This window comes from Cupriavidus sp. 30B13 (genome assembly GCF_049059565.2).
Classification (GTDB): domain Bacteria; phylum Pseudomonadota; class Gammaproteobacteria; order Burkholderiales; family Burkholderiaceae; genus Cupriavidus.
Genome location: NZ_CP188224.1, coordinates 1,125,608 through 1,150,480, shown reverse-complemented (window position 1 = coordinate 1,150,480; position 24,873 = coordinate 1,125,608). Strand labels below are relative to the sequence as shown.

18 protein-coding genes are annotated in these 24,873 nt (G+C 68.6%); 13 read left to right on the top strand and 5 right to left on the bottom strand.

The window, feature by feature from the left end; translation table 11 throughout:
• Nucleotides 1-265 precede the first annotated feature (265 nt).
• Entirely contained in the window at nucleotides 266-2,374 is a 2,109-nt protein-coding gene (locus tag ACKI2N_RS24405) for a hydantoinase/oxoprolinase family protein (RefSeq protein ID WP_420997338.1), read from the top strand.
• A complete protein-coding gene (locus ACKI2N_RS24400) occupies nucleotides 2,371-3,999 on the top strand; it encodes a hydantoinase B/oxoprolinase family protein (protein ID WP_420997337.1) in 1,629 nt (542 codons plus the stop codon). Before ACKI2N_RS24405 ends, ACKI2N_RS24400 begins: the two co-directional genes overlap by 4 nt.
• A 12-nt stretch (nucleotides 4,000-4,011) precedes the next feature.
• On the opposite strand, the gene ACKI2N_RS24395 is transcribed toward ACKI2N_RS24400, so the two are convergent.
• Entirely contained in the window at nucleotides 4,012-4,989 is a 978-nt protein-coding gene (locus ACKI2N_RS24395) for a LysR family transcriptional regulator (protein WP_420997336.1), read from the bottom strand.
• Between the two features lie 189 nt (nucleotides 4,990-5,178).
• On the opposite strand from ACKI2N_RS24395, the gene ACKI2N_RS24390 reads away from it, so the two are divergent.
• Together ACKI2N_RS24390 and ACKI2N_RS24385 are read left to right on the top strand one after the other, a co-directional pair.
• Nucleotides 5,179-6,381, top strand: a complete 1,203-nt coding sequence (locus ACKI2N_RS24390) for a pyridoxal phosphate-dependent aminotransferase (protein WP_420997335.1) — start codon at nucleotides 5,179-5,181, stop codon at nucleotides 6,379-6,381.
• Between the two features lie 297 nt (nucleotides 6,382-6,678).
• Nucleotides 6,679-7,668 carry a Bug family tripartite tricarboxylate transporter substrate binding protein gene (locus tag ACKI2N_RS24385; protein WP_420997333.1) on the top strand — a complete coding sequence of 330 codons (990 nt, stop codon included), beginning with the start codon at nucleotides 6,679-6,681 and terminating at the stop codon, nucleotides 7,666-7,668.
• Nucleotides 7,669-7,850: 182 nt separating this feature from the next.
• On the opposite strand, the gene ACKI2N_RS24380 is transcribed toward ACKI2N_RS24385, so the two are convergent.
• Nucleotides 7,851-9,019 (bottom strand): IS3 family transposase gene (locus ACKI2N_RS24380; protein WP_420998560.1). Its coding sequence is split into 2 segments (ribosomal slippage): nucleotides 7,851-8,761 and nucleotides 8,761-9,019, totalling 1,170 coding nucleotides; the frame shifts between segments, so codons are not numbered across the junction.
• Nucleotides 9,020-9,226: 207 nt separating this feature from the next.
• Nucleotides 9,227-9,922, bottom strand: coding sequence for a GntR family transcriptional regulator (locus ACKI2N_RS24375; protein ID WP_420997622.1), 696 nt, complete (start codon nucleotides 9,920-9,922; stop codon nucleotides 9,227-9,229).
• A 268-nt stretch (nucleotides 9,923-10,190) separates the two neighbouring features.
• On the opposite strand from ACKI2N_RS24375, the gene araD reads away from it, so the two are divergent.
• The 6 genes from araD (at nucleotide 10,191) to ACKI2N_RS24345 (ending at nucleotide 17,532) form a co-directional block, all read left to right on the top strand.
• Nucleotides 10,191-11,930, top strand: coding sequence for an L-arabinonate dehydratase (araD, locus tag ACKI2N_RS24370; protein ID WP_420997623.1), 1,740 nt, complete (start codon nucleotides 10,191-10,193; stop codon nucleotides 11,928-11,930).
• A 4-nt stretch (nucleotides 11,931-11,934) separates the two neighbouring features.
• Nucleotides 11,935-12,663, top strand: coding sequence for a ribonuclease activity regulator RraA (locus ACKI2N_RS24365; protein ID WP_420997624.1), 729 nt, complete (start codon nucleotides 11,935-11,937; stop codon nucleotides 12,661-12,663).
• 412 nt (nucleotides 12,664-13,075) lie between these two features.
• On the top strand, nucleotides 13,076-14,047 hold the full coding sequence (locus ACKI2N_RS24360) for a tripartite tricarboxylate transporter substrate binding protein (RefSeq protein ID WP_420997625.1): 972 nt from the start codon (nucleotides 13,076-13,078) through the stop codon (nucleotides 14,045-14,047).
• A 94-nt stretch (nucleotides 14,048-14,141) separates the two neighbouring features.
• On the top strand, nucleotides 14,142-15,146 hold the full coding sequence (locus ACKI2N_RS24355; RefSeq protein ID WP_420997626.1) for a tripartite tricarboxylate transporter substrate binding protein: 1,005 nt from the start codon (nucleotides 14,142-14,144) through the stop codon (nucleotides 15,144-15,146).
• 101 nt (nucleotides 15,147-15,247) lie between these two features.
• Nucleotides 15,248-16,186, top strand: a complete 939-nt coding sequence (locus ACKI2N_RS24350) for a 2-hydroxyacid dehydrogenase (RefSeq protein WP_420997627.1) — start codon at nucleotides 15,248-15,250, stop codon at nucleotides 16,184-16,186.
• Nucleotides 16,187-16,506: 320 nt separating this feature from the next.
• A complete protein-coding gene (locus tag ACKI2N_RS24345) occupies nucleotides 16,507-17,532 on the top strand; it encodes a zinc-dependent alcohol dehydrogenase family protein (RefSeq protein ID WP_420997628.1) in 1,026 nt (341 codons plus the stop codon).
• A gap of 34 nt (nucleotides 17,533-17,566) precedes the next feature.
• On the opposite strand, the gene ACKI2N_RS24340 is transcribed toward ACKI2N_RS24345, so the two are convergent.
• The gene (locus tag ACKI2N_RS24340; RefSeq protein WP_420997629.1) at nucleotides 17,567-18,481 is read right to left on the bottom strand and encodes a LysR family transcriptional regulator; all 915 of its coding nucleotides are present in this window, start codon (nucleotides 18,479-18,481) and stop codon (nucleotides 17,567-17,569) included.
• 307 nt (nucleotides 18,482-18,788) lie between these two features.
• On the opposite strand from ACKI2N_RS24340, the gene ACKI2N_RS24335 reads away from it, so the two are divergent.
• The 3 genes from ACKI2N_RS24335 to ACKI2N_RS24325 all read left to right on the top strand — a co-directional run bounded on the left by ACKI2N_RS24335 (nucleotide 18,789) and on the right by ACKI2N_RS24325 (nucleotide 24,064).
• A complete protein-coding gene (locus ACKI2N_RS24335; protein WP_420997630.1) occupies nucleotides 18,789-21,980 on the top strand; it encodes an efflux RND transporter permease subunit in 3,192 nt (1,063 codons plus the stop codon).
• Nucleotides 21,981-22,054: 74 nt separating this feature from the next.
• Nucleotides 22,055-23,275 carry an efflux RND transporter periplasmic adaptor subunit gene (locus tag ACKI2N_RS24330; protein WP_420997631.1) on the top strand — a complete coding sequence of 407 codons (1,221 nt, stop codon included), beginning with the start codon at nucleotides 22,055-22,057 and terminating at the stop codon, nucleotides 23,273-23,275.
• A 126-nt stretch (nucleotides 23,276-23,401) separates the two neighbouring features.
• Entirely contained in the window at nucleotides 23,402-24,064 is a 663-nt protein-coding gene (locus ACKI2N_RS24325) for a gamma-glutamylcyclotransferase (protein WP_420997632.1), read from the top strand.
• A 26-nt stretch (nucleotides 24,065-24,090) separates the two neighbouring features.
• Here the strand turns inward: ACKI2N_RS24325 and ACKI2N_RS24320 are convergent, their stop codons facing one another.
• Complete coding sequence (locus ACKI2N_RS24320) at nucleotides 24,091-24,867, bottom strand: IclR family transcriptional regulator (protein ID WP_420997633.1); 777 nt, start codon at nucleotides 24,865-24,867, stop codon at nucleotides 24,091-24,093.
• Nucleotides 24,868-24,873: the final 6 nt, after the last annotated feature.

The window sequence follows — 24,873 nt, the reverse complement described above, 5'->3', positions numbered from 1 at the left end:
GGGAAGCTCCGGGGAAAGCGGCCAAGTTTGCCGGCGCGGCCGCCGCTTGAGTAGAAGCAGTTGGGACGATCGGCATGCCATACAGTTGGCAGCCAAGCAGCAGGCACGTGGCGCCGTTGCGGGCAGGCGGGGCGTGGTGGCGGCGCGGCGCCACATATCGCCATAACTTAATAATCCATCTTTATTTTTCATTGGCCTTTGTTAATGGCCATTTTTATCATGCCGGCATGAACTCCGAAACTTTCGAACACGCCGGGAGCGTCCTGTGACAACGTGGGCAATTGGTATTGATATTGGGGGCACCTTTACGGATGTCGTCGCGCTGGACTATGGCGCCGGCAAGCTGCACAGCCTGAAGGTGCTGACGACGCACGGCGATCCCGCCCAGGGCGTGGCGGACGGCGTGGGCCAGCTGATCCGCTCGTGCGGCATCCGCGCGGAGCAGGTGACCCGCGTGGTGCATGCGACCACGCTGTTTACCAACGCGCTGATCGAGCGGCGCGGCAGCGTGACCGGCCTGCTGGCCACGCGCGGCTTCAAGGACGTGCTGGAGATCGGCCACGAGCGCAAGTACGACCTCTACGACCTCGCCATCGAGCCGGCGCCGGCGCTGGTGCCCCGCAGCCTGCGCGCCGAGATCGGCGCGCGCGTGGACGCCCGCGGCAACGAGATCGAGGCGCCGGACGCCGGCGAAGTCCGCCGGGTGGTGGCGGGCCTGGTCGAGAAAGGCGTGGAGTCGGTCGCGGTGTGCCTGCTGCATTCGTATGCCAGCGCCGCCCATGAGCAGCTCGTGCGCCAATGGATCGAGCGCGATTTCCCGGGCCTGCACGTGACGCTGTCGTCGGACGTGGCGCCGGTCATCCGCGAGTTCGAGCGCAACTCCACCACGGTGGCGAACGCCTACATCAAGCCGCTGGCCGAGCGCTACCTCGACGCGCTGGCGTCACGGCTGAACGCGCTGGGGCTGCCCGCCGGCATCCTGATGATGCTGTCCAACGGCGGGCTGTCCCATATCGAGGAGGCCAAGCGCAATCCCATCGAGCTGCTGGAGTCTGGACCGGCGGCCGGCGCGATTTCCGCGGCCCACTACAGCCTGCGCGACCGGCAGGCCAACCTGCTCGCCTTCGACATGGGCGGCACCACCGCCAAGCTCTGCCTGGTCGAGCACGGCAAGCCGTCGATCGCGTTCGGCTTCGAGGCGGCGCGCCGCAAGCGCTTCGCCGAGGGCAGCGGGCTGCCGATCCGCATCACCACCATCGACCTGATCGAGATCGGCGCGGGCGGCGGCAGCATCGCGCACCAGGACCAGCTGGGCCTGCTCAAGGTGGGCCCGCAGAGCGCGGGCTCGGAACCCGGCCCGGCCTGCTATGGCCTGGGCGGCACCGAGCCGACCGTCACCGACGCCAACCTGGTGCTCGGCTACCTCAACCCGGACTACTTCGCCGGCGGCACCATGTCGATCGACCGCGACAAGGCCGCGGCGGCGCTGGGCCGCGCCGGCGAGAGCCTGGGCCGCGACGTGACCGGCGTGGCGTGGGGCATGCATGACATCGTGGCCGAGAACATGGCCGGCGCGGCGCGCGTGCACGTGGCCGAGCGGGGCCGCGATTCGCGCGACTTCGTGCTGCTGTGCACGGGCGGCGGCGGACCGCTGCATGCCTACTACGTGGCGCAGAAGATCGGCGTGAACACCATCATCTGCCCGCCCGCCGCGGGCGTGGCCTCGGCCTACGGCCTGCTGGTCGCGCCGGCGCGCGCCGACCGCTCGCGCACGGTGAGCTTCCGCCCGGCGACCGACTCGCTGCAGACGCTGGAAGACGCCTTCGCCGCGCTGGAGGCGCAGGCGCGCGGCTCGCTCGACCAGCTCGCCGGGACGTTCGGGCCGGTCGCGCTGGCCCGCCACGCGGATGGCCGCTTTGCCGGCCAGGGCTTCAACCTGTCGGTCGCCCTGCCGGCCGGACCCTACGCGGCGGCAGGCGGCCGCACCGAGCAGGAAGTGCGCGCGGCGCTGGTGGCGGCTTTCGAATCCGGCTACCGCGAGAAGTTCGGCCGCACCCCGCCGGACGTCCCGGTGGAGCTGGTCAACCTGCGCGTGACCGGCGAGGCGCCGCCGCGGCAGGCCTTCGCCGCCCAGGCGCTGCAGCGCGGCGAGGCGCCCCGGCCCAAGGGCTCGCGCCAGGTCTATTTCAAGGAAGCCGGCGGTTACGTGGAAACCCCGATCTTCGAGCGCAGCGCGCTCCAGGTCGGTTTCTCGGTCGCCGGGCCGCTGCTCGTGGAGGACGCCAGCTCGTCGCTGGTGGTCGGGCCGAAGGGCCATGTGGAACAACTCGCGAGCGGCAATCTGGTGATCACCATTCAGGAGCAGGCAGCATGACAAGCGCCACGCAAACCCACAGCGGCAGCGTTGCCGCGGATCCGATCTTTCTCGAAGTCTTCTGGACGCGCGTGCGCTCGGTCGTCAACGAGGCCGCCAAGCTGATCGTGCGGACTTCGTTCTCGACGCTGTCCACCGAAGCCAACGATTTCGCGGTGGTCATCACCGACTCCCAGGGGCGCGCGCTGGCCGAGAACAGCGGCAGCATCCCGTCGTTCATCGGCACGCTGCCGCGCACGGTGCAGGCGGCCATCGCCCGCATCGGCGCGCAGGCGATGCGCCCGGGCGACATCTACATCACCAACAACCCGTGGATCGGCACCGGCCACCTGAACGACGTGTGCCTGGTCAAGCCAATCTTCCACCAAGGCGCGCTGGCCGGCTTCGCGGCGACCGCCGGCCACGTGCCGGACATCGGCGGCAAGATCCGCTCGGTCGACGCCCGCGAGCTGTTCGAGGAGGGTTTCCACATCCCGATGATGCACCTGCTGCGCGAAGGCAAGGCCGACGAAACGCTGCTGTCGCTGATCCGCACCAACGTGCGCACGCCGGAGCAGACCGTGGGCGACATCTGGTCGCAGGTGGGCGCGGTCGAGCTGATCTCGCGCCGGCTCGACGAGATCCTCGCGGAATACGCGCTGCCGGGCATCGACGACCTCGCCCACGCGCTGTTCGAGCGCAGCGAGGCCGCGATGCGCCAGGCCATCGCGAAGCTGCCCGAGGGCGAATACCGCTACGAGATGGAAACCGACGGCTTCGACCAGCGCTTCCGCTATGCCGTGGCGGTGCGCGTGAAGGACGGCGAGATCGAGTGCGATTTCGCGGGCACCTCGCCGCAGCAGCCGCGCGGCATCAACTGCGTGCTGTCGTACACCAGCGCCATGACGGTCTATGCCATCAAGTGCCTGCTGCTGCCGGACCTGCCCAACAACGACGGCCTGTTCCGCCCCATCCGCGCCGTGGCGCCGGAAGGCAGCATCCTGAATCCGCGCTCGCCCGCGCCGGTGGGCGGACGCTCGTGCACGGGCCACTACGTGCCGACCGTGATCTTCGGCGCCATGTACCAGATCCTGCCCGACAAGGTCATGGCGGGCGTGGGCTCGCCGCTGTGGATCGCCAACCTCAGCGGCACGCGCGACGACGGCAAGCCCTTCGCCACGGTGCTGTTCTACAACGGCGGGCTGGGCGCGACGGCCGGCAAGGACGGCGCTTCGGTGATGTCGTGGCCGAGCAATATCTCGCCCACGCCGGTCGAGGTGGCCGAGCGCGATGCGCCGCTGTTCTTCAAGTACAAGACGCTGCGCGAAGGCTCCGGCGGCGCGGGGCGCTTCCGCGGCGGCCTGGGCGAGGAGATCTGCTTCGTGAGCCGGCACGGCACGCCGCTGTCGATCGTGTTCCTGACCGAGCGGCTGCAGGTGCCCGCGCCGGGCCTCGGCGGCGGCGCGTCCGGCGCGTGCGGGGAAGTGCTGATCAACGGCCGCGCCATCGACTCGCGCCGGCCCCAGGTGCTGGAGCCGGGCGACGAAGTCATCCTGCGCACGCCCGGCGGCGGCGGCTACGGCCCGCCGCAGGCGCGCGACCCGCGCCTGGTGTCATACGACCGGGAGCACGGCTATACGGCCTGAGCCAGGCTCCGGCTAGGCCGTCTTCGCGGCGCTCTTGCGCGAGCGCCGCTCGCCGGGCGCCTCGATCATCGCCACGCCATCGGGCAGCGGATGTTGCCCGATGGTGTCCAGGATCACATCGAGCATGCGCTGCGAACTGGGCGACAGCGAGCGCAGCCGCCGGGTGATCAGGCAGATCTCGCGCGACAGCACCGGCGCGCGCAGTTCGCGGAACGACAGCTCGGTGAAGCCCGCCACCTTGGCCGCCAGCGCCGGCACGATCGAGAAACTGCCGCCTTCGCTCAGCACCGCGAACAGCGAGGTGGTGCTCGAGATCTCGTCGTGGCTGCCCTGGAACACCGGCCACTGCCCGGCGTTCTGCGCCAGGAACGTGCCGATGCCGGTATCCGCCGTGAAGGCGACGAAATCCTTCGCCTCGAGGTCGGCCCAGCGCAGCGGCCCGGTCCCCGACGCCAGCGGATAGTCGGCGCGGCACACCACGCCGAAGCGATCCTCCAGCAGCGGCGCGTAGTTCAGGTCGTCGAAGCCCTTGTGCTTGCTGGTGATGGCGAAATCGAGCTCGCCGTCGATCACCATCTGCTCGACCTGCTCCGCGCCGGCGTCGCGCAGCGAGAAGGTGACGTTGGGATATTCCTGCCGGAACGTGGCGATCGCCTTGACCAGGAACTGATAGATGACCGAGGCCGCCGCCGCGATGCGGATGTGGCCCTGCTGGCCCTGCGCGAACGATTGCAGGTCGGCGATGGCGCTGTCGAACTCCTTCAGTATCTTGTCGGCCTCTTCCTTGAAGCGCATGGCCTCCTGGGTCATGACCACGCGCCGCGTATTGCGGTCGAACAGCTTGAGGCCGACCGCTTCCTCGAACTGCTGGATGGTGGCGGTCAGCGCCGACTGCGTGACGAACAGGCGCGCCGAGGCCGTGGTGAAGGAGCCGGCGTTGGCCACCTCGACGAAGCAGCGCAGGTGGCGCAGGGAGATATTTCTGTTCATGGGGAAGAGGGGCGCCACGGCGCGCGCATGGACGGGCATCGACAAATATGCGGCCGATATTATATCGCTGAAAACGAACAATCAACAAAAACTAATAATTTGTTCCGAATACCTCGCGGACTTAGACTGCAAGCCATGGAGCCGCCGCAAGGTCCGGCAAGCCCAGTCCCCAAGACCCAAGGAAACAGCATGTCCATCATTGCCGCGCGGCTGAACCGCATCAAGCCGTCCCCGAGTTCCATGGCGGGCCAGCGCGCCCGCGAGCTGCGCGCCACCGGCCGCGACATCGTCGGCCTGACCTCGGGCGAGCCCGATTTCGACACCCCCGCCAACGTGGCGGAGGCCGTGGTGCGGGCGATGGCGGCCTCGAAGACCAAGTACACGGACGTGGGCGGCACGCCCGAGCTGAAGGCGGCCATCCGCGAGAAATTCCGCCGCGACAACGGCCTGGACTACGCGCCCGGCGAGCTGATCGTGGGCACCGGCGCCAAGCAGATCATCTTCAACGCCATCATGTGCACGGTGGCCGCGGGCGACGAGGTCATCGTGCCGGCGCCGTACTGGGTCTCGTACCCGGACATCGTGCTGCTGGCCGGCGGCACGCCCGTGTTCGCGCCCTGCCCGCCCGAAAACGGCTTCAAGCTGCGCGCGGAGGATCTCGAGCGGGCCATCACGCCGCGCACCAAATGGCTGATCCTGAACGCGCCGAACAACCCCAGCGGCGCGGTGTACTCGCGCGCGGAGATGCAGGCGCTGACCGACGTGCTGGTGCGGCATCCGCATGTGTGGGTGATCGCGGACGACATCTATGAGCACCTGATCTACGACGGCCGCGCATTCGTCACGCCGGCCCAGGTCGAGCCCGCGCTGAAGGCGCGCACGGTGACGGTCAACGGCGTCTCCAAGGCCTATGCCATGACCGGCTGGCGCATCGGCTACGCGGGAGCGCCGGCCGAGCTGATCAAGGCCATGGTCAAGCTGCAGTCGCAGAGCACCTCGAATCCGTCTTCGATCGGCCAGGCCGCGGCGGTCGAGGCGCTCAACGGCCCGCAGGATTTCATCGCCACGCGGCGCGACATCTTCCAGGCGCGGCGCGACCAGGTCGTGCAATGGCTGCGCGCCGTTCCCGGCCTGGCCTGCCATGTGCCGGAGGGCGCGTTCTACGTGTTTCCGTCCTGCGCGGGCGTCATCGGCAGGAAGACACCCGGCGGCCAGGTGCTGCGGACCGACGAGGATTTCATCCTCTACCTGCTGGAGTCGGAAAACCTGGCCGTGCTGCAGGGCGCGGCCTATGGCGTGTCGCCGTTCTTCCGCATCTCCTATGCGACCTCGCTGGAAGTCCTGGAAGAAGGCTGCAGCCGCCTCCGGCGCGCTTGCGAGCGGCTGCTGTAGCCGGGCCGCGGACAACGGCGAACTTATCGCCAGCGGCGATTAGTTCATCGAAAGTTTTCAGTAGTACTCATTAGTCAAACTCCCTAGAATCGACCTGGCTGATGAAGCAATCCGGTGCCGGCCGCCCCTCCCCAGGCGGCCGGCACGGGAATTGCGCGCAGATGGTGTTGCCCAAAAAAGAGAGCGGCCGCCCGGATTCGCGGGAAGGCCGTCTCAAGATACTCCAGCACTTCTTTCCAGTTCCTAACCCCCTCCGGGCTTGATGGACAGCCCGGGCCGCATCACGGAGAGAAAGTCATGTTTGGAAAGATTGCCCCCCTGCTAGTGGCGCTGGCCTGCGCAGGCTGCCTCGCAAACGCCGCTGCCGCCGCGGAGGCGCCCGCCGACTATCCCAACAAGCCGGTGAGGATCATCGTCCCCTATCCGGCGGGCGGCTCCACCGACCTGCTGGCCCGCGTGCTGGGACAGAAGGTCGGCGACCAGATCGGCCAGACCGTGGTGGTCGAGAACCGCCCCGGCGCCAGCGGCAACATCGGCGCCAGCTACGTCGCCAAGTCGCCGGCCGACGGCTACACCCTGTTCCTCGGCACCTCCACGGCGCTCGCGGTGAACCCGAGCCTGTACAAGAACCTGCCCTACGCGCCCGACAAGGACTTCTCCCCGATCATCCTCGCCACGCTGCTGCCGAGCCTGGTGGTGGTCGGCAACTCGGTGCCGGTGAAGACCATGAAGGAGCTGCCGGCGTACCTCAAGGGCAAGGCGTCGCAGGTCGCCTACGCCTCCTCCGGCAACGGCACGCCCGCGCACCTGGGCGGCGAACTGTACAAGAAGACCGTGGGCCTGCCGACGCTGGCGCATGTCCCATACAAGGGCGGCGTGCCGGCCCTGACCGACCTCGTGGGCGGGCAGACCACGGTGATGTTCGCCATTCTTCCGGAAGCGTATCCGCTCGTGAAGGAAGGCAAGCTGCGCGCGCTCGCCGTGACCACGGCAAGCCGCCTGCCCCAGCACCCGGAACTGCCGACCGTGGCCGAATCGGGCGCGCCGGGCTACGAACTGGTGGGCTGGTATGGCTTCCTGGCGCCGGCCGGCACCCCCGCGCCCATCATTGCCCGGCTGAACAAGGCCTTCGACAACGCCCTGAAGGACGAAGAAGTAAAGACCAAGCTGGTCGGCATGGGCTTCGAGATCGCCGGCGGGCCGCCGGACCTGCTGGCGAGCAAGATGCGCAGCGAAACCGCGAAGTGGAAGAAGGTGATCAACGACTCGCACATCACGCTCGATTGAGGGTGGGGTGCTGGTCAAAGGCTTAAATTCAAAGGTTTAAATTCAAAGGCCACTTCAAAGTTAAAGTCAACTTCAAAGTCAAAGGCCACTTCAAAGTCAAGATCAACTTCAAAGTCAAAGGCTTTCGCTCCCCCGGAGCGACCTACTTTCTTTTTTCCGAAAAGAAAGTAGGCATGTGGTGGTCAAGTAATCGTGGACACTTTTCTGGCCACTTCCACCTTTAAATTCTCGTACTCGGCTGGCGGCATGTTCATCGCGGCCGAGTGCAATCTCTGTTGGTTGTAGAAGAACAGCACGTAGTTCGTGATGTCCGCCTGTGCCTCCGCGCGGTCGCAGTAGATCCGGTCGCGGATGCGCTCGCCCTTCAGGCTGCAGAAGAAACGCTCGACGACCGCGTTGTCCCAGCAGTTGCCCGCCCGACTCATGCTCGGTGTGATCCCTTCCTCGCGCAACAATTCCTGGAACGCATGGCTGGCATACGGGCTGCCCTGATCCGAGTGAAACATCAGGCCCTCGGCCGGCTGCCGGCTCGACAGCGCGATTCTCAGTGCCCTCACCACTAGCCGCGTGTCGGCCGAATTCGAGTAAGCCCAACCCACCACCCGCCGCGAGAATAGGTCCATCACCACGGCCAGGTACAGCCAGCCTTGCTGCGTCCAGATGAAGGTCACATCTCCAGCCCACACCCGGTTCGGTTGCGCGACGGCAAACTGCCGGTTCAATCGGTTCGGCGCTATGGCCGAGGACTTCCCGCCCTTCGAGTAATAATGCTTGCGAGCCTTCCGGACCGCGACCTGGGCTTCCCGCATCAATCCTCTGGCTCGATGGCGTCCGACAGCATGGCCTCGTCTGCGCAGCTCCTGCGACATGCGGCGGCTGCCGTAGCTTTGCCCACTCGTCTCATGAATCGCCTGGACCTGACCCATCAGCGCCTCACGTTGGGCACGCGGCTTGGCTTGCCGGGCCTTCCACGCGTAGTAGGTGCTGCGCGGCATGCCCAGGGTCTCGCACACCACCGCCACCGGCCAGACCTTCTCCGCCTGTTCGATCACTTCGTATTGCGATCGAGTTCCTTGACGAAGAAGGCCGTGGACTTTTTTAGGATGTCACGCTCCCGCTCCAGCCGGGCCACTTGCCGCTCCAGATCCCGGATGCGGCGCTGGTCGGGCGTCAAGCTCGTCGGGTCACTTGTGGTCGGTACCGGCTTCGCCTGGCGATTGCCAATCCAGCGACGAAGCGCTGTCTCACCAATGTCCAGTGCCTTGGCGGCATTGGTCACTGAATACCCCTGCTCTAGCACCAAGTTCACTGCGTCGGCCTTGAACTCGTCGGAGAAATCTCTGCGTCCCATCATCACCTCTCTAGTTGACCGGAAGTCTACCTTTTGAAGTGTCCAGGATCATTAGACCACCACATGCCTACTTTCTTTTCGGAAAAAAGAAAGTAGGTCGCTCCGGGGGAGCGAAAGCCTTTGACTTTGAAGTTGACTTTGAATTTGAATTTAAGACTTTGACTTTGAAGTTTAATAAAAATCCAAATACAAAAACCTTTAACCCCTCTACTCCAAATAATCCCCATACCGCTCCCGTATCTCCTCGAGATTGGCAAGCGTCCCCGACAGGTGCCGCCGCAGGCTGACCTGCGCCGCTTCCGCATCCCCCCGCGAGATGGCATCGACGATGGCGGTATGGTCAGCCACCACGGCATCGGCCTTGCCGGGAATCGGCAGATGCAGACGGCGCAGGCGGTCCAGGTGGCCGCTCTGGCGGCGCACCAGCAGCCACAGGTCGGGCACCTGGGCCGCCTCGTACATCTGGCGGTGGAAGGCCTGGTCGAACTGGGCGAATTCGGCGAAGTCCGGGGCGGCGAGCAGCGCCTGCTGGCGCGCCACCATCAGGCGCAGGCGCTCGACCAGCGCCGGGTCCGGCGCCGCGGCCAGCGTGCGCACGATCTCCACCTCCACCGAGCGCCGCAGGAAATGCGCCTGCCGCGCCAGCGCGATGCTGATCGGGCTGACCACGGTGGCGTGCTGGGGGAAGATGTCGACGAGGCCTTCCTCGCTCAGGCGCATCAGTGCATCGCGCACCGGCGTCTGGCTGATGCCGTACTGCGCGGCGAGATCCGTGCGCGACAGCACCGTGCCGGGCGTGAGCGTCATCGAGATGATCAGGTCCCGCATGTGCTCGAACACCTGCGGCGCGGCGTGGCGCGTGCGGTCGAACTGGAACTGGATCTGCGCGGCGGTGGCTTCCATCTGGCGGCGGCGGTCTTTCTCCGGTGGTATGCGAATCCGGAATATCAGGTTTGGCGAAAAGCGGGGGTGCAGCGCGGCGTGCTGTGGTGCACTTACGCTCTGGCGTGCGCGCGGCGCAGCCGTGGCAAGGGCCCGCTGCCCCGCATTCTAGAGCAAACGTTCGCGGTTTGACACACTAATATATTAGTGCTTTAATTGGCCGCACCGATATCAGATGTCGTACCTCTGCTGCCGGCGGAGGGCCCATAACAACATCCAGGAAGAGACAATGACGTCCCGAAAGAAGACGCCCGAGACATTGCGCAGCGCGCGCTGGTTCGCGCCCGACGACCTGCGTTCCTCCGGCCACCGCTCGCGCATCATGCAGATGGGCTACGCGCCCGAGGAATGGCTGGACCGCCCGATCATCGCGATCATCAACACGTGGTCCGACATCAATCCCTGCCATTCGCATTTCAAGCAGCGCGTGGACGACGTCAAGCGCGGCATCCTGCAGGCCGGCGGCTTCCCGATCGAGCTGCCCGCCATCTCGCTGTCCGAGAGCGCGGTCAAGCCGACCACCATGCTGTACCGGAACATGCTGGCGATGGAGGCCGAGGAGCTGATCCGCTCCCACCCGGTCGACGGCGCCGTGCTGATGGGCGGCTGCGACAAGACCACGCCGGGCCTGTTGATGGGCGCCTCCAGCGCCGGCGTGCCGGCCATCTACGTGCCGGCCGGGCCGATGCTGCGCGGCAACTACAAGGGCAACGTGCTGGGCTCCGGCTCGGACGCGTGGAAATACTGGGACGAGCGCCGCGCCGGCAATATCAGCAAGACCGAGTGGATCGGCATCGAGGGCGGCATCGCGCGCAGCCACGGCACCTGCATGACGATGGGCACGGCCAGCACCATGACGGCCATCGCCGAGACCATCGGCATGACGCTGCCGGGCGCGTCGTCGATTCCGGCCGCCGACGCCAACCACATCCGCATGTGCTCCGAGTCGGGCCGCCGCATCGTCGACATGGTGTGGGAGGACCTGACCCCGGCGCGCATCCAGACGCGCGCCTCGTTCGAGAACGCCATCGCCGTGGCCATGGCGATGGGCTGCTCCACCAACGCCATCATCCACGTGATCGCCATGGCGCGCCGCGCCGGCTGCGAGATCGGCCTGGAAGACTTCGACGCAGCCAGCCGCCGCGTGCCGGTGATCGCCAATATCCGGCCCAGCGGCGACAAGTACCTGATGGAGGACTTCTTCTACGCCGGCGGCCTGCCCGCGCTGATGAACCGCATCCGCGACAAGCTGCAGCTCGGCGCGCTGACCGTCACCGGCCGCACGCTGGGCGAGAACATCGCCGGCGCCGAGGTCTACAACGACGACGTGATCCGCACGCCGGAGAACGCGCTCTACCAGGAAGGCGCGCTGGCCGTGCTCAAGGGCAATATCGCGCCGGACGGTTGCGTCATCAAGCCGAGCGCCTGCGAGCGCCGCTTCTTCAGGCACACCGGCCCGGCGCTGGTGTTCGACGACTATCCGTCGATGAAGGCGGCGGTGGAAGACGAAAACCTCGACGTCACCGCCGACCACATCCTGATCCTGCGCAACGCCGGGCCGCAGGGCGGCCCCGGCATGCCGGAATGGGGCATGCTGCCGATCCCCAAGAAGCTGGTCAAGCAAGGCGTGCGCGACATGCTGCGCATGTCGGACGCGCGCATGAGCGGCACCAGCTACGGCGCCTGCATCCTGCACGTCTCGCCGGAGTCGTATATCGGCGGCCCGCTCGCGCTGGTGCGCAGCGGCGACCTGATCTCCGTGGACATCGACCGCCGCAGCATCCACCTCGAAGTCTCCGACGAAGAGCTGGCGCGCCGCCGCGCCGCGTGGGTGCCGCCGCCGCCGCGCTTCGAGCGCGGCTATGGCTGGATGTTCTCGAAGCACATCCGCCAGGCCAACGACGGCTGCGACTTCGACTTCCTCCAGACCGATTTCGGCGCGCCCGCCGGCGAGCCCAGCATCTACTGACGCCATGACCGAAGCCAGCCCACTCAGCCAGCAGACCCGCGACCGGCTCAAGGCCGTCAGCACCGCCACGCTGTGCACCGCGCTGTTCAAGCGCGGCCTGCGCAACCAGTTCATCCAGGACGTGCATCCGCTCAACCCGGCGCACGGCAACATGGTGGGCGAGGCCTTCACGCTGCGCTACATCCCCGCGCGCGAGGACCTCAACCCGATCACCGTGTTCCTCGATCCCGGCCACCCGCAGCGCCAGGCCGTGGAGCAGTGCCCGCCGGGCGCGGTGCTGGTGATCGACAGCCGCAAGGACGCGCGCGCGGCATCGGCCGGCTCGATCCTGGTCACGCGCCTGATGCAGCGTGGCGTGGCCGGCGTGGTCACCGACGGCGGCTTGCGCGATTCCCCCGAGATCGCGCAGCTCGCCATCCCCGCCTACCACCACCGCCCGTCCGCGCCGACCAACCTGACGCTGCACCAGGCCATCGAGATCAACGGCCCGATCGGCTGCGGCGACGTGGCCGTGTTCCCCGGCGACGTGATCGTGGGCGACGCGGAAGGCGTGGTCGTGATCCCGCGCCACCTGGCCGCGGAAATCGCCGCCGAGGCGGTCGAGATGACCGCGTTCGAGGATTTCGTCACCGAGGAAGTCAACAAGGGCCGCTCCATCATCGGCCTCTATCCGCCGACGCAGGAACAGAGCCGGCTGGATTTTGCCGCCTGGCGCGAGAAGACCGGCCGCTAGGCGGGGCAAGACACAAGAAGAGAAGAACACGAACAAGGACACACAGCGGCCGACATCGTGGCGCAGGCCTGCCGGACACCCTCGGCCTGCTCCCCTCTCCCGCTTGCGGGAGAGGGGCCGGGGGAGAGGGCGGGGCTGGCGAATGCCGCCGTGCTGGAAAAAAGCCATCGGCTTCGTTCCTTGCCGCGATGCTGGACAACACCGCTGGCTCTGCTTGATGTGGCTCCTGGCCGAACCGCCCCTCTCCCCGGCCCTCTCCCCGTGAGGGGAGAGGGAGAACACCTTGCTTGGGCTAGCTCTGGCGGTGTGGGCGCAGTTCGGGCTTCGTTCGTTGCCCCGGGGTTGCTCGCCATACGCCATACGCAGCACCACGCGCAGCACCATTAAAAAAGCCGCAAAGGCAGGAGACATCATGCACCGCATACCCCGCGCCATCCTCGCCGCTGCCGTGCTGGCAGGCGGCACCACGGCACACGCCGCCGAGCCGAACTACCCCGCCAAGGCCATCACCATCGTCGTGCCGGCCTCGCCCGGCGGCGCCATCGACCTGGTGGCGCGCCTGGTCGGCCAGAGGATGACCGAGGACTGGGGCCAGCCGGTGGTGGTGGACAACCGGCCCGGCGCCACCGGCATCATCGGCACCGACCTCGTCGCCAAGGCTCCGCCCGACGGCTACATGCTGGCGCTGGTGGCCAGCAGCCACGCCATCAACCCGAGCATGGTGAAGAAGCTGCCGTTCGACACGCTCAAGAGCTTCGAGCCGGTGGCGCTCACGCACGTGGTGCCGCTGATGCTGGTGGTGTCGCCCTCGCTGCCGCCGAAGACGGTCAAGGAGCTGATCGCCTACGGCAAGGCCAACCCGGGCCAGTTGTCGTTCGCCTCGAGCGGCTCGGGCGGGGCGCCGCATTTCTCCGCCGAGCTGTTCAAGAGCATGGCCGGCATCGACATGGTCCACATCCCCTACAAGGGCAGCACGCTGGCCCACCCCGACCTGACCAGCGGCCGCGTGTCGCTGATGTTCGACACGGTGGCCGCCATCGGCCCGCAGGTGAAGGCCGGCAAGGTGCGCCCGCTCGCGGTCACCACCGCGAAGCGCTCGTCGATCGCGCCGCAGGTGCCGACCATGGCCGAGGCCGGCCTGCGCGGCTACGAGACCAGCACCTGGGGCGGCGTGCTCGCCCCGGCCGGCACGCCGCGCGCGGTGGTGGACAAGCTCAACGCCGAGATCAACAAGGCCTTGGCCGCGCCCGACCTGCGCGAACGCCTGCTGCATGCCGGCATCGAGCCGGCCGGCGGCACCCCGGCGCAGTTCACCAGCTTCCTGCAGGTGGAAATGGGCAAGTGGGCCAAGGTGGCGAAGGATGCCGGCATCCAGCCCGAATAAGCCGTGAGCGGCGACAGGTGACGGCAGGCAAGGCAGGCAAAGGCAACGAGCGGCCGGCGTGCCGCACAAGGCAATACCCACGGAGACAGACCACATGCGTCCCTTCCCCACTCCCTCCCCGCGCCGCCGCGCGCTGCTCGCCACCCTGGCGGCGCTGGCCGCCGGCGCCTGCCTGCCGGCCGCGCAGGCCCAGCCCGGCGCTGCCTGGCCGGCCAAGCCGGTCACCATCGTCCTGCCCTTCACGCCCGGCGGCGGCACCGACATCGGCACGCGCCTGGTGGCGCAGCGGCTGTCGCAACTGTGGGGCCAGCCGGTGCTGGTGGACAACCGGCCCGGCGCCGGCGGCAATGTCGGGCTGGAGCTGGTTTCCCGCGCCAGGCCCGATGGCTACACGCTGGTAGCCGGCAACGTGGGCACGCAGTCGATCAATCCCACGCTGTACAAGAAGCTGAACTACGATCCCGGCGCGCTGGTGCCGGTCAGCCTGATGGCCGAGCTGCCGTTCGCGCTGGTGGTCACGCCCGGCCTGCCGGCCAGGACGCCGAGGGAGCTGGTGGCGCTGGCCAAGGCGCGGCCCGGCAAGCTGACCTATGCCAGCTCCGGCACCGGCGGATCGCCGCATTTGTCGGCCGAGATCTTCAAGATCGTCACCGGCACTGATATGCTGCACGTGCCTTACAAGGGCGGCGGCGCCGCCATGAGCGACCTGATGGCAGGCAACGTCGACATGCTGTTCGCATCCATCCTGGAAACCGCCGGCCACGTGAAAGCCGGCAAGCTGCGCGCGCTGGCGGTGACCAGCACGGTGCGCTCGCCCGCCATGCCCGACGTGCCGACGCTGGCCGAGGCCGGCATCGGCGGCGCCGAGTCGGGCTCGTGGGTAGGCCTGCTGGCGCCGGCCGGCACGCCCAGGGAGATCGTCGACAAGATCGCCGCCGGCGTGCAGCAGGTGGTGGCCATGCCGGCGGTGCGCGAGCAGCTGGTCGCGCAGGGCGCGATCCCGGCCGGCAGCACCCCCGCGCAGTTCGCCGCCGTGATCGCCGCCGACCGCAAGCGCTACGCCAGGGTCATCATCGACAACAAGCTCAGCGCGGACTGAACGCGCGCACGGCAACGACAAGGCAGACTACCGCTTTCAGCAAGACGGAGCCGCCGCGGCTCCGCTCAAAACAACCCGACGACAACAAGGGATCTCTTCTCATGAAACACCGCCTTCTCCAGCACGGCCGCCTGCCGGCCGCGCTCGAAGCCAGCCTGGCCGAGCACTATGACGTCCACCCGCTGTGGGCCGAGACCGACCCCGCCGCCTTCCTGGCCGCCCACGGCGGCGAGTTCGTGGCGATGACCACGCGCGCCGCCAACGGCGTGGACGCCGCCATGATGGCCGCCATGCCGGCGCTGAAGGTCATCTCCAGCTTCGGCGTGGGCCTGGACAAGATCGACCTGGACGCCGCCCGCGCGCGCGGCATCGCCGTGGGCTACACGCCCGACGTGCTCAACGACTGCGTGGCCGACACCGCCTTCGGCCTGCTGATGGACGTGGCGCGCGGCTTCAGCGCAGCCGACCGCTTCGTGCGCCGCGGCGAATGGCCCAAGGGCCCGTTCCCGCTGACCACGCGCGTGAGCGGCAAGCGCATGGGCATCATCGGCATGGGCCGCATCGGCCGCGTGATCGCGCGGCGCGGCCTGGGCTTCGACATGGAGGTGAGCTACCACAGCCGCCGCCCGGTGGCCGACCTGCCCTACCGCCACGAGCCGTCGCTGGCGGCGCTGGCCGAGTGGGCCGACTTCCTCGTCATCGCCACCGCCGGCGGCGCGGAAACCCGCCACCTGGTCTCGGCCAGCGTGCTCGAGGCGCTCGGGCCGCAGGGCTTCCTGATCAATATCGCGCGCGGCACGGTGGTGGACGAAGCCGCGCTGGTGGACGCGCTGGTGCACAAGCGCATCGCCGGCGCCGGGCTCGACGTGTTCGAGCACGAGCCGCAGGTGCCGCCCGCGCTGTTCGCGCTGGACAACGTGGTGCTGCTGCCGCACATCGCCAGCGGCACCAACGAAACCCGCGTGGCCATGGCCGACTTGGTGTTCGAGAACCTGCAGAGCTTCTTCGCCACCGGCGCGGTGAAGCGCGAGGCGACCTGACGTAGAACGGGCAGGTCCGCGCGCCGGCGCGGACCTGCCGCCGCACGCGCAAGTGTGCCCGCGACGCACCGTGAAAAGTGTTATCGGGGTCCGCGAAGAATGCCGCGCGCGCTGACCGGCGCCAGCCCCGCCCCGCCCCGCCCCTCCGGCAAGTCTGGCACACGGCACTCCCACGGGCGGCCTTCCGCCGATCTCTCCTGCCGTCCCGCGACCTTCGTTTGCGGACCCCGACGTCCGCATATTGCGGACCCCGACCCCGCTTGATGGGGCTGTCGGCGCGGACCTAAGATTCCGCCACCCTCACTCAACGGTAGTCCTCCATGAACAGCACCATGCATCGCTGGGAAATCCCCTCGGCCGGGATCGGCAAGCTCGCACGCAACGAAGTCCGGCGCCCGCAGCCCAAGGCCGGCGAAATCCTCGTCGAGGTCGAAGCGGTCTCCCTCAACTATCGGGACCAGGTGATCGCCGAGGGCGGCATGGGCGCCAACCTCGTCTTCCCGTTCACGCCGGCGTCGGACATGGCCGGCCGCGTGGTCGCGCTGGGCGAAGGCGTCACGCGCTTCGCCGTGGGCGACCGCGTCATCTCGACCTACATCACCGGCTGGATCGACGGCGCGCCGCTGTCCTGGGCCGACTCGCCGACCCAGGGCGGCCCCATCAACGGCATGCTGTCGCAGTACGTGGCGACGCCGGCCGACTGGTGCGTGCAGGCGCCAAAGTCGCTGACGCCGGAAGAAGCCAGCACGCTGCCTATCGCCGGCCTGACCGCATGGATGGCGCTGGTGGAGCTGGGCAACCTGCACGCCGGCCAGACCGTGGTGGTGCAGGGTACCGGCGGCGTGTCGCTGTTCGCGGTGCAGATCGCCGCGGCCAACGGCGCGCGCGTCATCGTGACCAGCAGCAGCGAAGACAAGATCGCGCGCGCCATCGCGCTCGGCGCCACCCACGGCATCAACCGCAGCGCCACGCCCGACTGGCAGGACGCCGTACGCGCGCTGACCGACGGCCGCGGCGCGGACCACATCCTGGAAATGGCCGGCGGCGACAACCTGCGCCGCTCCCTGCAGGCGGTAGCGCCGGGCGGGCGAATCTCCGTCATCGGCCTGCTGGAGTCGGACGAGGTCAGCCTGCCGATCATGCCGCTGCTGGGCTCGCGCGCCTCGATCGTCGCGGTCGCGGTCGGCCCGCGCCGCGTGCTCGAAGACCTCGTGCGCATGGTCGACGTGCACGCGCTCAAGCCGGTGATAGACGCGACCTATTCTTTCGCCGAGGTGCCGCAGGCCTTCGAACACCTCAAGCGCGGCGCGTTCGGCAAGATCGTGGTGACGGTGCGCGAAGCATAAGCGCGGGCGGCAGGCGCGGGCGCCGGGCCTTGCGTCAGGCGGCCGGCCGCGGCGCGCCTGGCTGCTGGTGCGGGAACAGGTTGGCCACCAGGAAATCGATGAACACCCGCAGCTTGAGCGCCGGGTGCTTGCCCGACGGCCACATGATCCGGTACACGCTGCTCTCGGTGTAGTCGTCCAGCACGGCGACCAGCTTGCCCGCCGCCAGCCACTCGCGGATGGCGAAATCGGGCAGGTAGGCAATGCCCACGCCCTGGACCGCGAAGCAGATGCGCGCCTCCAGGTTGTTGCAGACCATCGAGGTGGGCAACTGGATATCGGCCACGTCGTCGTCGCGGTGCAGGCCCCAGGCCTGCAGTTTGCCGGTGTTGGGAAAGCGGAACTGGATGCAGGCATGGTTCACCAGGTCCCGGGGCCGCGCGGGCTTGCCGTGTTGCGCGAAGTAATCCGGCGCACCGACGATCAGCATGCGGTACGCGCCGAGCCGGCGCGCGGTCAGGCGGGAATCGTCGGAGTCGCCGCTGCGCAGCACCGCGTCGAAGCCCTCCTCGATCACGTCGACCTTGCGGTCGGAGAAATCCAGGTCGAGGTCGACGCTCGGGTATGCCTTCTTGAATTGCGCCAGCACCGGCAGGAAGGGCTCGCTGACCAGCGGCAGGCTCACCCGCAGGCGCCCTTGCGGCGTCACCACGGTCTGCGACAGCTCCTGCTCCGCGGCTTCGATCTCAGCCAGGATGCGCCGGCTGCGCTCCAGGAACAAGGCGCCTTCCGCGGTGAGCGTGACGCTGCGCGTGTTGCGGTTGAACAGGCGCACGCCCAGCCGTTCCTCCAGGCGCACGATGCTCTTGCCGACCGCAGACGCCGACACGCCCAGCACCCGCCCGGCCGCCACGAAGCTCCGGGCCTCCGCGACCTGAACGAAGACGTTGAAGCTGCTGACGCTATCCATTGGCTGCTCCATTGCGGACTGTCTTGTCCGCGTTGTGCTGAACTATAGCCCAGCCACGCAAAGCGCGCAGCGGACTCCACGCGGCCCGCGTCGATCCGCACCATCCCGCACGAAAAACATTACGGAACTCGGCGTCCGTAGTGTGCGGACCGCCTCCCCCCTTTTTCCCGGCCGCGGGCACGCCTATCTTCTGCCCGTGATCCGATCCGACCGAACAGGATGCAGCCATGACCCATGTCACAACCCGGAGGCCGGGAACGCGCGCCGAGGCCCGCGCCGTCCCTGCCTCGCGCAGCAAGGCAATACCGTGAATATCTCCAAGTTCTTCATCGACCGGCCGATCTTCGCCGGCGTGCTGTCGCTGCTCATCGTGCTGGTGGGGGCGGTGGCGATCTTCCGGCTACCCGTGGCCGAATACCCGGAGGTGGTCCCCGTCTCCGTGGTGGTCCACGCGCAGTATCCCGGCGCCAACGCCAGGACCGTGGCCGAGACGGTGGCGGCGCCCATCGAGGAATCCGTCAACGGCGTGGAAAACATGCTGTACATGCAGTCCCAGGCCAACGGTGACGGGCACCTGTACCTGACCGTGACGTTCCGCCTCGGCACCGATCCGGACAAGGCCCAGCAGCTCGTGCAGAACCGCGTCTCGCAAGCGCTGCCGCGCCTGCCCGAGGACGTGCAGCGCCTGGGCGTGACCACCACCAAGAGCGCGCCCAACATCACGCTCGCGGTGCAGCTGACCTCGCCCGGCGGCAAGTACGACGTCAACTACCTCAGCAACTACGCCATCCTCAACGTGCGCGACCGCCTGCAACGCGTGCAGGGCGTGGGCCAGGTGCGCCTGTGGGGTCCGGGCGGCTACGCCATGCGCGTGTGGCTCGACCCGCAGGCCGTGGCGCAGCGCAACCTCACCGCCACCGAGGTGGTGGAGGCGGTGCGCAAGCAGAACATCCAGGTCTCGGCCGGCGCCATCGGCTCCGCGCCGGCGCCCCGGGACACGGCGATGCAGTTCTCGGTGACCGCGCAGGGCCGCCTGCGCACGCCGGAAGAGTTCGGCAACATCGTGCTCAAGACCTCCGACGACGGCGGCGTGGTGCGGCTGAGCCACGTCGCCCGCGTCGAGCTGGCGGCGGAGGACTACGGCATCCGCGCGCTGCTCGACAACAAGGCGGTGCTGCCCATCGCCATCATGGAAGCGCCGGGCGCCAACGCGCTGGACATCGAGAAGAACGTCCGACTGACCATGGAAGAGCTGAAGAAGAACTTCCCCGAAGGCATCGAATACGGCATGACCTTCAACCCCACCAAGGCCGTGCGCGACAGCATCGACTCCGTGATCCACACGCTGTTCGAGGCGATCGCGCTGGTGGTGCTGGTGGTGTTTCTGTTCCTGCATACCTGGCGCGCGTCGATCATCCCGTTGCTGGCGGTGCCGGTGTCCATCATCGGCACCTTCGGCTGCCTGCTGGCGCTGGGCTTCTCGGTCAACACGCTGTCGCTGTTCGGCATGGTGCTGGCCATCGGCATCGTGGTGGACGACGCCATCGTGGTGGTGGAAAACGTCGAGCGCAACATCGCCGCCGGCCTGTCGGCCAAGGAAGCGACCTACGCGGCCATGCGCGAGGTCAGCGGCCCCATCATCGCCATCGCGCTGACGCTGTCGGCGGTATTCGTGCCGCTGGCCTTCATCAGCGGCCTGACCGGGCAGTTCTACAAGCAGTTCGCGGTAACGATCTCGGTCTCCACCATCATCTCGGCGATCAACTCGCTGACGCTCTCGCCGGCGCTGGCGGCGCTGCTGCTCAAGGGCGAAGGCGCGCGGCCGGACCGGCTCACGCAGCTCATGGAGCGCGTGTTCGGCCGCTACTTCCATGCCTTCAACCGCTTCTTCGAGCGCGGCTCGAACCGCTACGGCGGTGTGGTGTCGTCGCTGCTTGGCCGCAAGGCCGTCACCATGGCGCTGTACGCCGTGCTGGTGGGCCTGACCGTGCTGCTCACGCGCACCGTGCCGGGAGGCTTCGTGCCGATCCAGGACAAGAGCTACCTGGTGATGTACGGGCAGTTGCCCGCGGGCGCGTCGCTGGACCGCACCGAGGCCGTGGCGCGCGAGATGACGCGCATCGCGCTGGACACGCCGGGCGTGTCGAACGTGTTCATCTATCCGGGGCTGTCGCTCAACGGCTCGACCACCAGCTCGAGCGCGGCCATCGGCCATGTGCTGCTCAAGCCGTACGGCGAGCGCAAGTCCGGCGATCTGAGCGCCGACGCCATCGCGGCCGAGCTGAACCGCCGCTTCGGCGCCATCAAGGAGGCCGCGCCGGTGGTGTTCGCCGCGCCGCCGGTGATGGGGCTGGGCACGCTGGGCGGCTTCAAGCTGCAGCTCGAAGACCGCGCCTCGCTGGGCTACGACGCGCTCGACAAGGCGCGCCAGGCCTTCATGGAGAAAGCCGCCAAGGCGCCGGAACTGGCCTCGCTGTTCTCGACCTACCAGATCAGCTTCCCGCAACTGGCCGTCAATGTGGACCGCGTCAAGGCCGAGCAGCTCGGCCTGGCCGTGGCCGACATCTACGACACCATGCAGATCTACCTGGGCTCGCTCTACGTCAACGACTTCAACGAGTTCGGCCGGGTCTACCAGGTGCGCGTGCAGGCCGACGGCAGCGCGCGCGCCTCGCCCGACGACATACTCAGGCTCAAGGCGCGCAGCCGCAACGGCGAGATGATCCCGCTGGCCGCCGTGGCCACCATCGCGCAGGGCTATGGCCCCGAACTGGTGGTCCGCTACAACGGCTATACCGCCGCCGACGTCAGCGGCAGCCCCGCGCCCGGCTATTCGTCGGGCCAGGCCAAGGAAGCCATCGAGCGCATCGCCGCCGAGACGCTGCCGCCCGGCATTTCGTACGAATGGACCGACCTGGCCTACCAGCAGATCATCGCCGGCAATTCGGGGCTGATCGTGTTCCCGATCTGCGTGCTGCTGGTGTTCCTGGTGCTGGCCGCGCAGTACGAGAGCCTGACGCTGCCGCTGTCGGTCATCCTGATCGTGCCGATGAGCATCTTCGCGGCGCTGGCCGGGGTGTGGCTCACGCGCGGCGACAACAACATCTTCACGCAGATCGGCCTGATCGTGCTGGTGGGGTTGTCGTCCAAGAACGCCATCCTGATCGTGGAGTTCGCCCGGCACCTCGAGTTGCAGGGCCGCTCCGTGGCCGAAGCCGTGGTGGAAGCCTGCAAGCTGCGCCTGCGCCCGATCCTGATGACGTCGATCGCCTTCATCATGGGCGTGGTGCCGCTGGTGCTGGCCACCGGCGCCGGCGCCGAAATGCGCCGCGCCATGGGCATCTCGGTGTTCTTCGGCATGCTGGGCGTGACGCTGTTCGGCCTGCTGCTCACGCCGGTGTTCTACGTCGTGGTGCGCAAGCTGAGCAACCGCCCGCTGCACGCCGTGGTGGCGCCCGAGGCCGTGCACGTGCCGCTGGAGAAGGCGGCCCGGCACTAGGCGACATCCTCCCCCGTTTTTCCCGCGGTGCCGCCGGTCGGCGCCGCGGGACACAACCGATACGACACCCCATCATGTACGAACAAGCCCGACGCAAGCGGATCGCGCTCGCCGTTCTCGTCCTGGCCGGCGCCGCCCTGGCCACATCCCTGAACCACGTCCGGCACGCCGGCGAAGCGCAAGCCGTGACGGCGCCGCCCGCGGCGCCGGTGGAAGTGGCCACCGTGGTCAGCCAGACCATCACCGAGTGGGACGAATTCTCCGGCCGCCTCGAAGCGGTCGACCGCGTGGAGATCCGCCCGCGCGTGAGCGGCACCATCGACGCCGTGCACTTCCGCGAAGGTACGCTGGTCAGGAAGGGCGACCCGCTCTTCACCATCGACCCGCGCCCCTACGCCGCCGAAGTCGCGCGCGCCGATGCGGCACTGGCCGCCGCGCAGGTGCGCGCCTCGCACGCCCTGACGGAACAGACGCGCGCGCAGCGCCTGCTGCAGGACAACGCCGTCTCGCGGCGCGAGTTCGACGAGCGCGACAACGCCGCGCGCGAAGCCGCCGCCAACGTGCGCGCGGCCCGGGCCACGCTGGAAGCGGCCAGGCTGAACCTGGCCTATACCCACATCACGGCGCCGGTTTCCGGCCGGGTTTCGCGCGCGGAGATCACGGTCGGCAATCTGGTGGCGGCGGGCGCGAGCTCGCCGCCACTGACCTCGGTGGTGTCGGTGTCGCCGGTGTACGGCAGCTTCGAGATCGACGAGCATGCCTACCTGCGCTATACCGCGCCCGGTGCCGGCGGCGGCAATGCGGACGCGCCGGTCTTCCTCGGCCTGAGCGACGAGAAGGGCCATCCGCACCGGGGCCGCATCCAGTCGGTCGACAACCGGCTCGACACGCGCAGCGGCACCATCCACGTGCGCGCGGTGTTCGACAACCCGGACGGTCGCCTGCTGCCGGGCCTGTACGCGCGCGTCAAGCTCGGCGGCGGCCCGCCCCACGCGGCGGTGCTGGTCAGCGATATCGCCGTCGGCACCGACCAGGGCAAGAAGTTCGTGCTGGCGCTGGACGGCGCCAACAAGCTGGCCTATCGCGAAGTCACGCTCGGGCCGTCGTACGGAGGCCTGCGCGTGGTCCGCGCGGGCCTCGAGCCCGGCGAGCGAATCGTGGTGAACGGCCTGCAGCGCGTGCGCCCCGGCGACACCGTGGCGCCCCGGCAGGTGACGATGGCGCTCCGGCCCGAGGCGGCCACGCCCGCCGCGCCCGCGGACGGCAAGCCGGCTACCGCCGGGAAGGGCGCGTGATGAAACGGCAAGGACGCTCGCGGGCGCCCGCCTACCAGGCGCCCGAGGCATCCAGCGCCTCGGCCTTCAAGGAAGCCGCGGTCGAGCGGCGCCGCGCCACATCAACCACGACCATGAGGACAGGCGATGCTGACCAGGGACCTGATGAACCGGGGCGACTACGCCGAAAGCCTGAACCTGCCTGAAGAGATGCTGTGGAGCCAGGACGCGCTCGACGGTTCGCTCGCCGCCATCATGGCGCGGCGCCCGCGCGGCGGCGTGTGGCTGTTCTGCTACGGCTCGCTGATGTGGAACCCGCTGCTGCACTTCGAGCAGCGGCAGGTGGCGACGCTGGACGGCTGGCACCGCAGCTTCTGCCTGCGCATGACCGCCGGCCGAGGCAGCCCGGGCACGCCCGGGCGGATGCTCTCGCTGGAGCCCGGCGGCTCGACGCTGGGCGTGGCGCTCAGGCTGCCCGAGGCCACCGCCGAGGCGGAGCTGCGCCTGGTGTGGATCCGCGAGATGGTCACCGGTGCCTACCTGCCGTCCTGGCAGACGGTCACGCTGGCGGACGGCACGCGGGCCCGGGCGATCGCCTTCGTCGCCAACCCGCGCCATCCCGAGCACGAGACGGATGCGAGCGTGGCGCGCGTCGCGCCGATCGTGGCCGCCGCGGCCGGCCCGTTCGGCAGCAACGCGGACTATGTGCACCGGCTGGAGGCCGCGCTGGCCGCGTGCGGCGCGGCGGACGCCTACGTCAGCGCGCTCGCCGCCGCGCTCAGGCGCCTGCCCGCGGCAACTGCCCGCTGAACCACCGGCGCCGCCCCGCGCGCGCTTCAGCGCCCGGCGGAGAGCCGGCCGATCTCGCCGTGCAGGATGTCCTTGCACTTGAGCAGTTGCTTCGAGATGCGCGCCTGCTGCCCCTCGAAGCGCGCGCTCGGCACCACCACCGAGACCGCATAGCGCCCCAGGATCGTGTCGATCGCCACCGCGACCGCGGAGATGCCGATGGCGGTCTCCTCCCTGTCGACCGCATAGCCGTCCTTGCGCACCTTGCGCAGCTCGCGCAGCAGCGCCGCCGACGTATGCAGCGTGTGCGGCGTCACGCGCTCGTAGTTGTCGCCGAGCATCGCCACCACCTCCTCGTCGGTGCTCATGGCCAGCAGCGCCCTGCCGGTGCACGTGCTGTGCAGCGGCAGGTTGGTGCCCACGCGCGGCACCACGCGCAGTTCCCGCTCCGCCACGATCACGTGCACGAAGACCAGTTGCTGGCCACTGATGCGGGTGAGCACCACGGTCTCCCCCACCTCTTCGCTCAATGCCTGCAGATGCGGCGTGACGACCGCGACCACGTCGGTGTGCTGCCGGCCCACCAGGCGCAGCAGCGCGGGCCCCAGCCGCACGCCGTCCGAGCGCTCGGCGCGGACCAGTTCCTCGGTGCCGAGCGCATTGACGATGCGCTGCACGGTGGAGCGCGGCAGGTCCACCGCGCGGGCGATCTCGCCCAGGCTCATGCCGGCCGACGAGCCGCCCAGCACGTCGAGAATCCTCGCCGCGCGGGCGATCACCTGGATGCCGTTGCCGCGTTCGTCGTCACCTGGCGTTTGGGTCATGTCGTT

Excerpts from the sequence above, each read along its gene's own strand:
- ACKI2N_RS24400 (WP_420997337.1), top strand. The coding sequence starts at position 2,371 with ATGACAAGCGCCACGCAAACCCACAGCGGCAGCGTTGCCGCGGATCCG.
- ACKI2N_RS24395 (WP_420997336.1), bottom strand. The coding sequence starts at position 4,989 with ATGAACAGAAATATCTCCCTGCGCCACCTGCGCTGCTTCGTCGAGGTG.
- ACKI2N_RS24390 (WP_420997335.1), top strand. The coding sequence starts at position 5,179 with ATGTCCATCATTGCCGCGCGGCTGAACCGCATCAAGCCGTCCCCGAGT.
- ACKI2N_RS24385 (WP_420997333.1), top strand. The coding sequence starts at position 6,679 with ATGTTTGGAAAGATTGCCCCCCTGCTAGTGGCGCTGGCCTGCGCAGGC.
- ACKI2N_RS24375 (WP_420997622.1), bottom strand. The coding sequence starts at position 9,922 with ATGGAAGCCACCGCCGCGCAGATCCAGTTCCAGTTCGACCGCACGCGC.
- araD (WP_420997623.1), top strand. The coding sequence starts at position 10,191 with ATGACGTCCCGAAAGAAGACGCCCGAGACATTGCGCAGCGCGCGCTGG.
- ACKI2N_RS24365 (WP_420997624.1), top strand. The coding sequence starts at position 11,935 with ATGACCGAAGCCAGCCCACTCAGCCAGCAGACCCGCGACCGGCTCAAG.
- ACKI2N_RS24360 (WP_420997625.1), top strand. The coding sequence starts at position 13,076 with ATGCACCGCATACCCCGCGCCATCCTCGCCGCTGCCGTGCTGGCAGGC.
- ACKI2N_RS24355 (WP_420997626.1), top strand. The coding sequence starts at position 14,142 with ATGCGTCCCTTCCCCACTCCCTCCCCGCGCCGCCGCGCGCTGCTCGCC.
- ACKI2N_RS24350 (WP_420997627.1), top strand. The coding sequence starts at position 15,248 with ATGAAACACCGCCTTCTCCAGCACGGCCGCCTGCCGGCCGCGCTCGAA.
- ACKI2N_RS24345 (WP_420997628.1), top strand. The coding sequence starts at position 16,507 with ATGAACAGCACCATGCATCGCTGGGAAATCCCCTCGGCCGGGATCGGC.
- ACKI2N_RS24340 (WP_420997629.1), bottom strand. The coding sequence starts at position 18,481 with ATGGATAGCGTCAGCAGCTTCAACGTCTTCGTTCAGGTCGCGGAGGCC.
- ACKI2N_RS24330 (WP_420997631.1), top strand. The coding sequence starts at position 22,055 with ATGTACGAACAAGCCCGACGCAAGCGGATCGCGCTCGCCGTTCTCGTC.
- ACKI2N_RS24325 (WP_420997632.1), top strand. The coding sequence starts at position 23,402 with ATGCTGACCAGGGACCTGATGAACCGGGGCGACTACGCCGAAAGCCTG.
- ACKI2N_RS24320 (WP_420997633.1), bottom strand. The coding sequence starts at position 24,867 with ATGACCCAAACGCCAGGTGACGACGAACGCGGCAACGGCATCCAGGTG.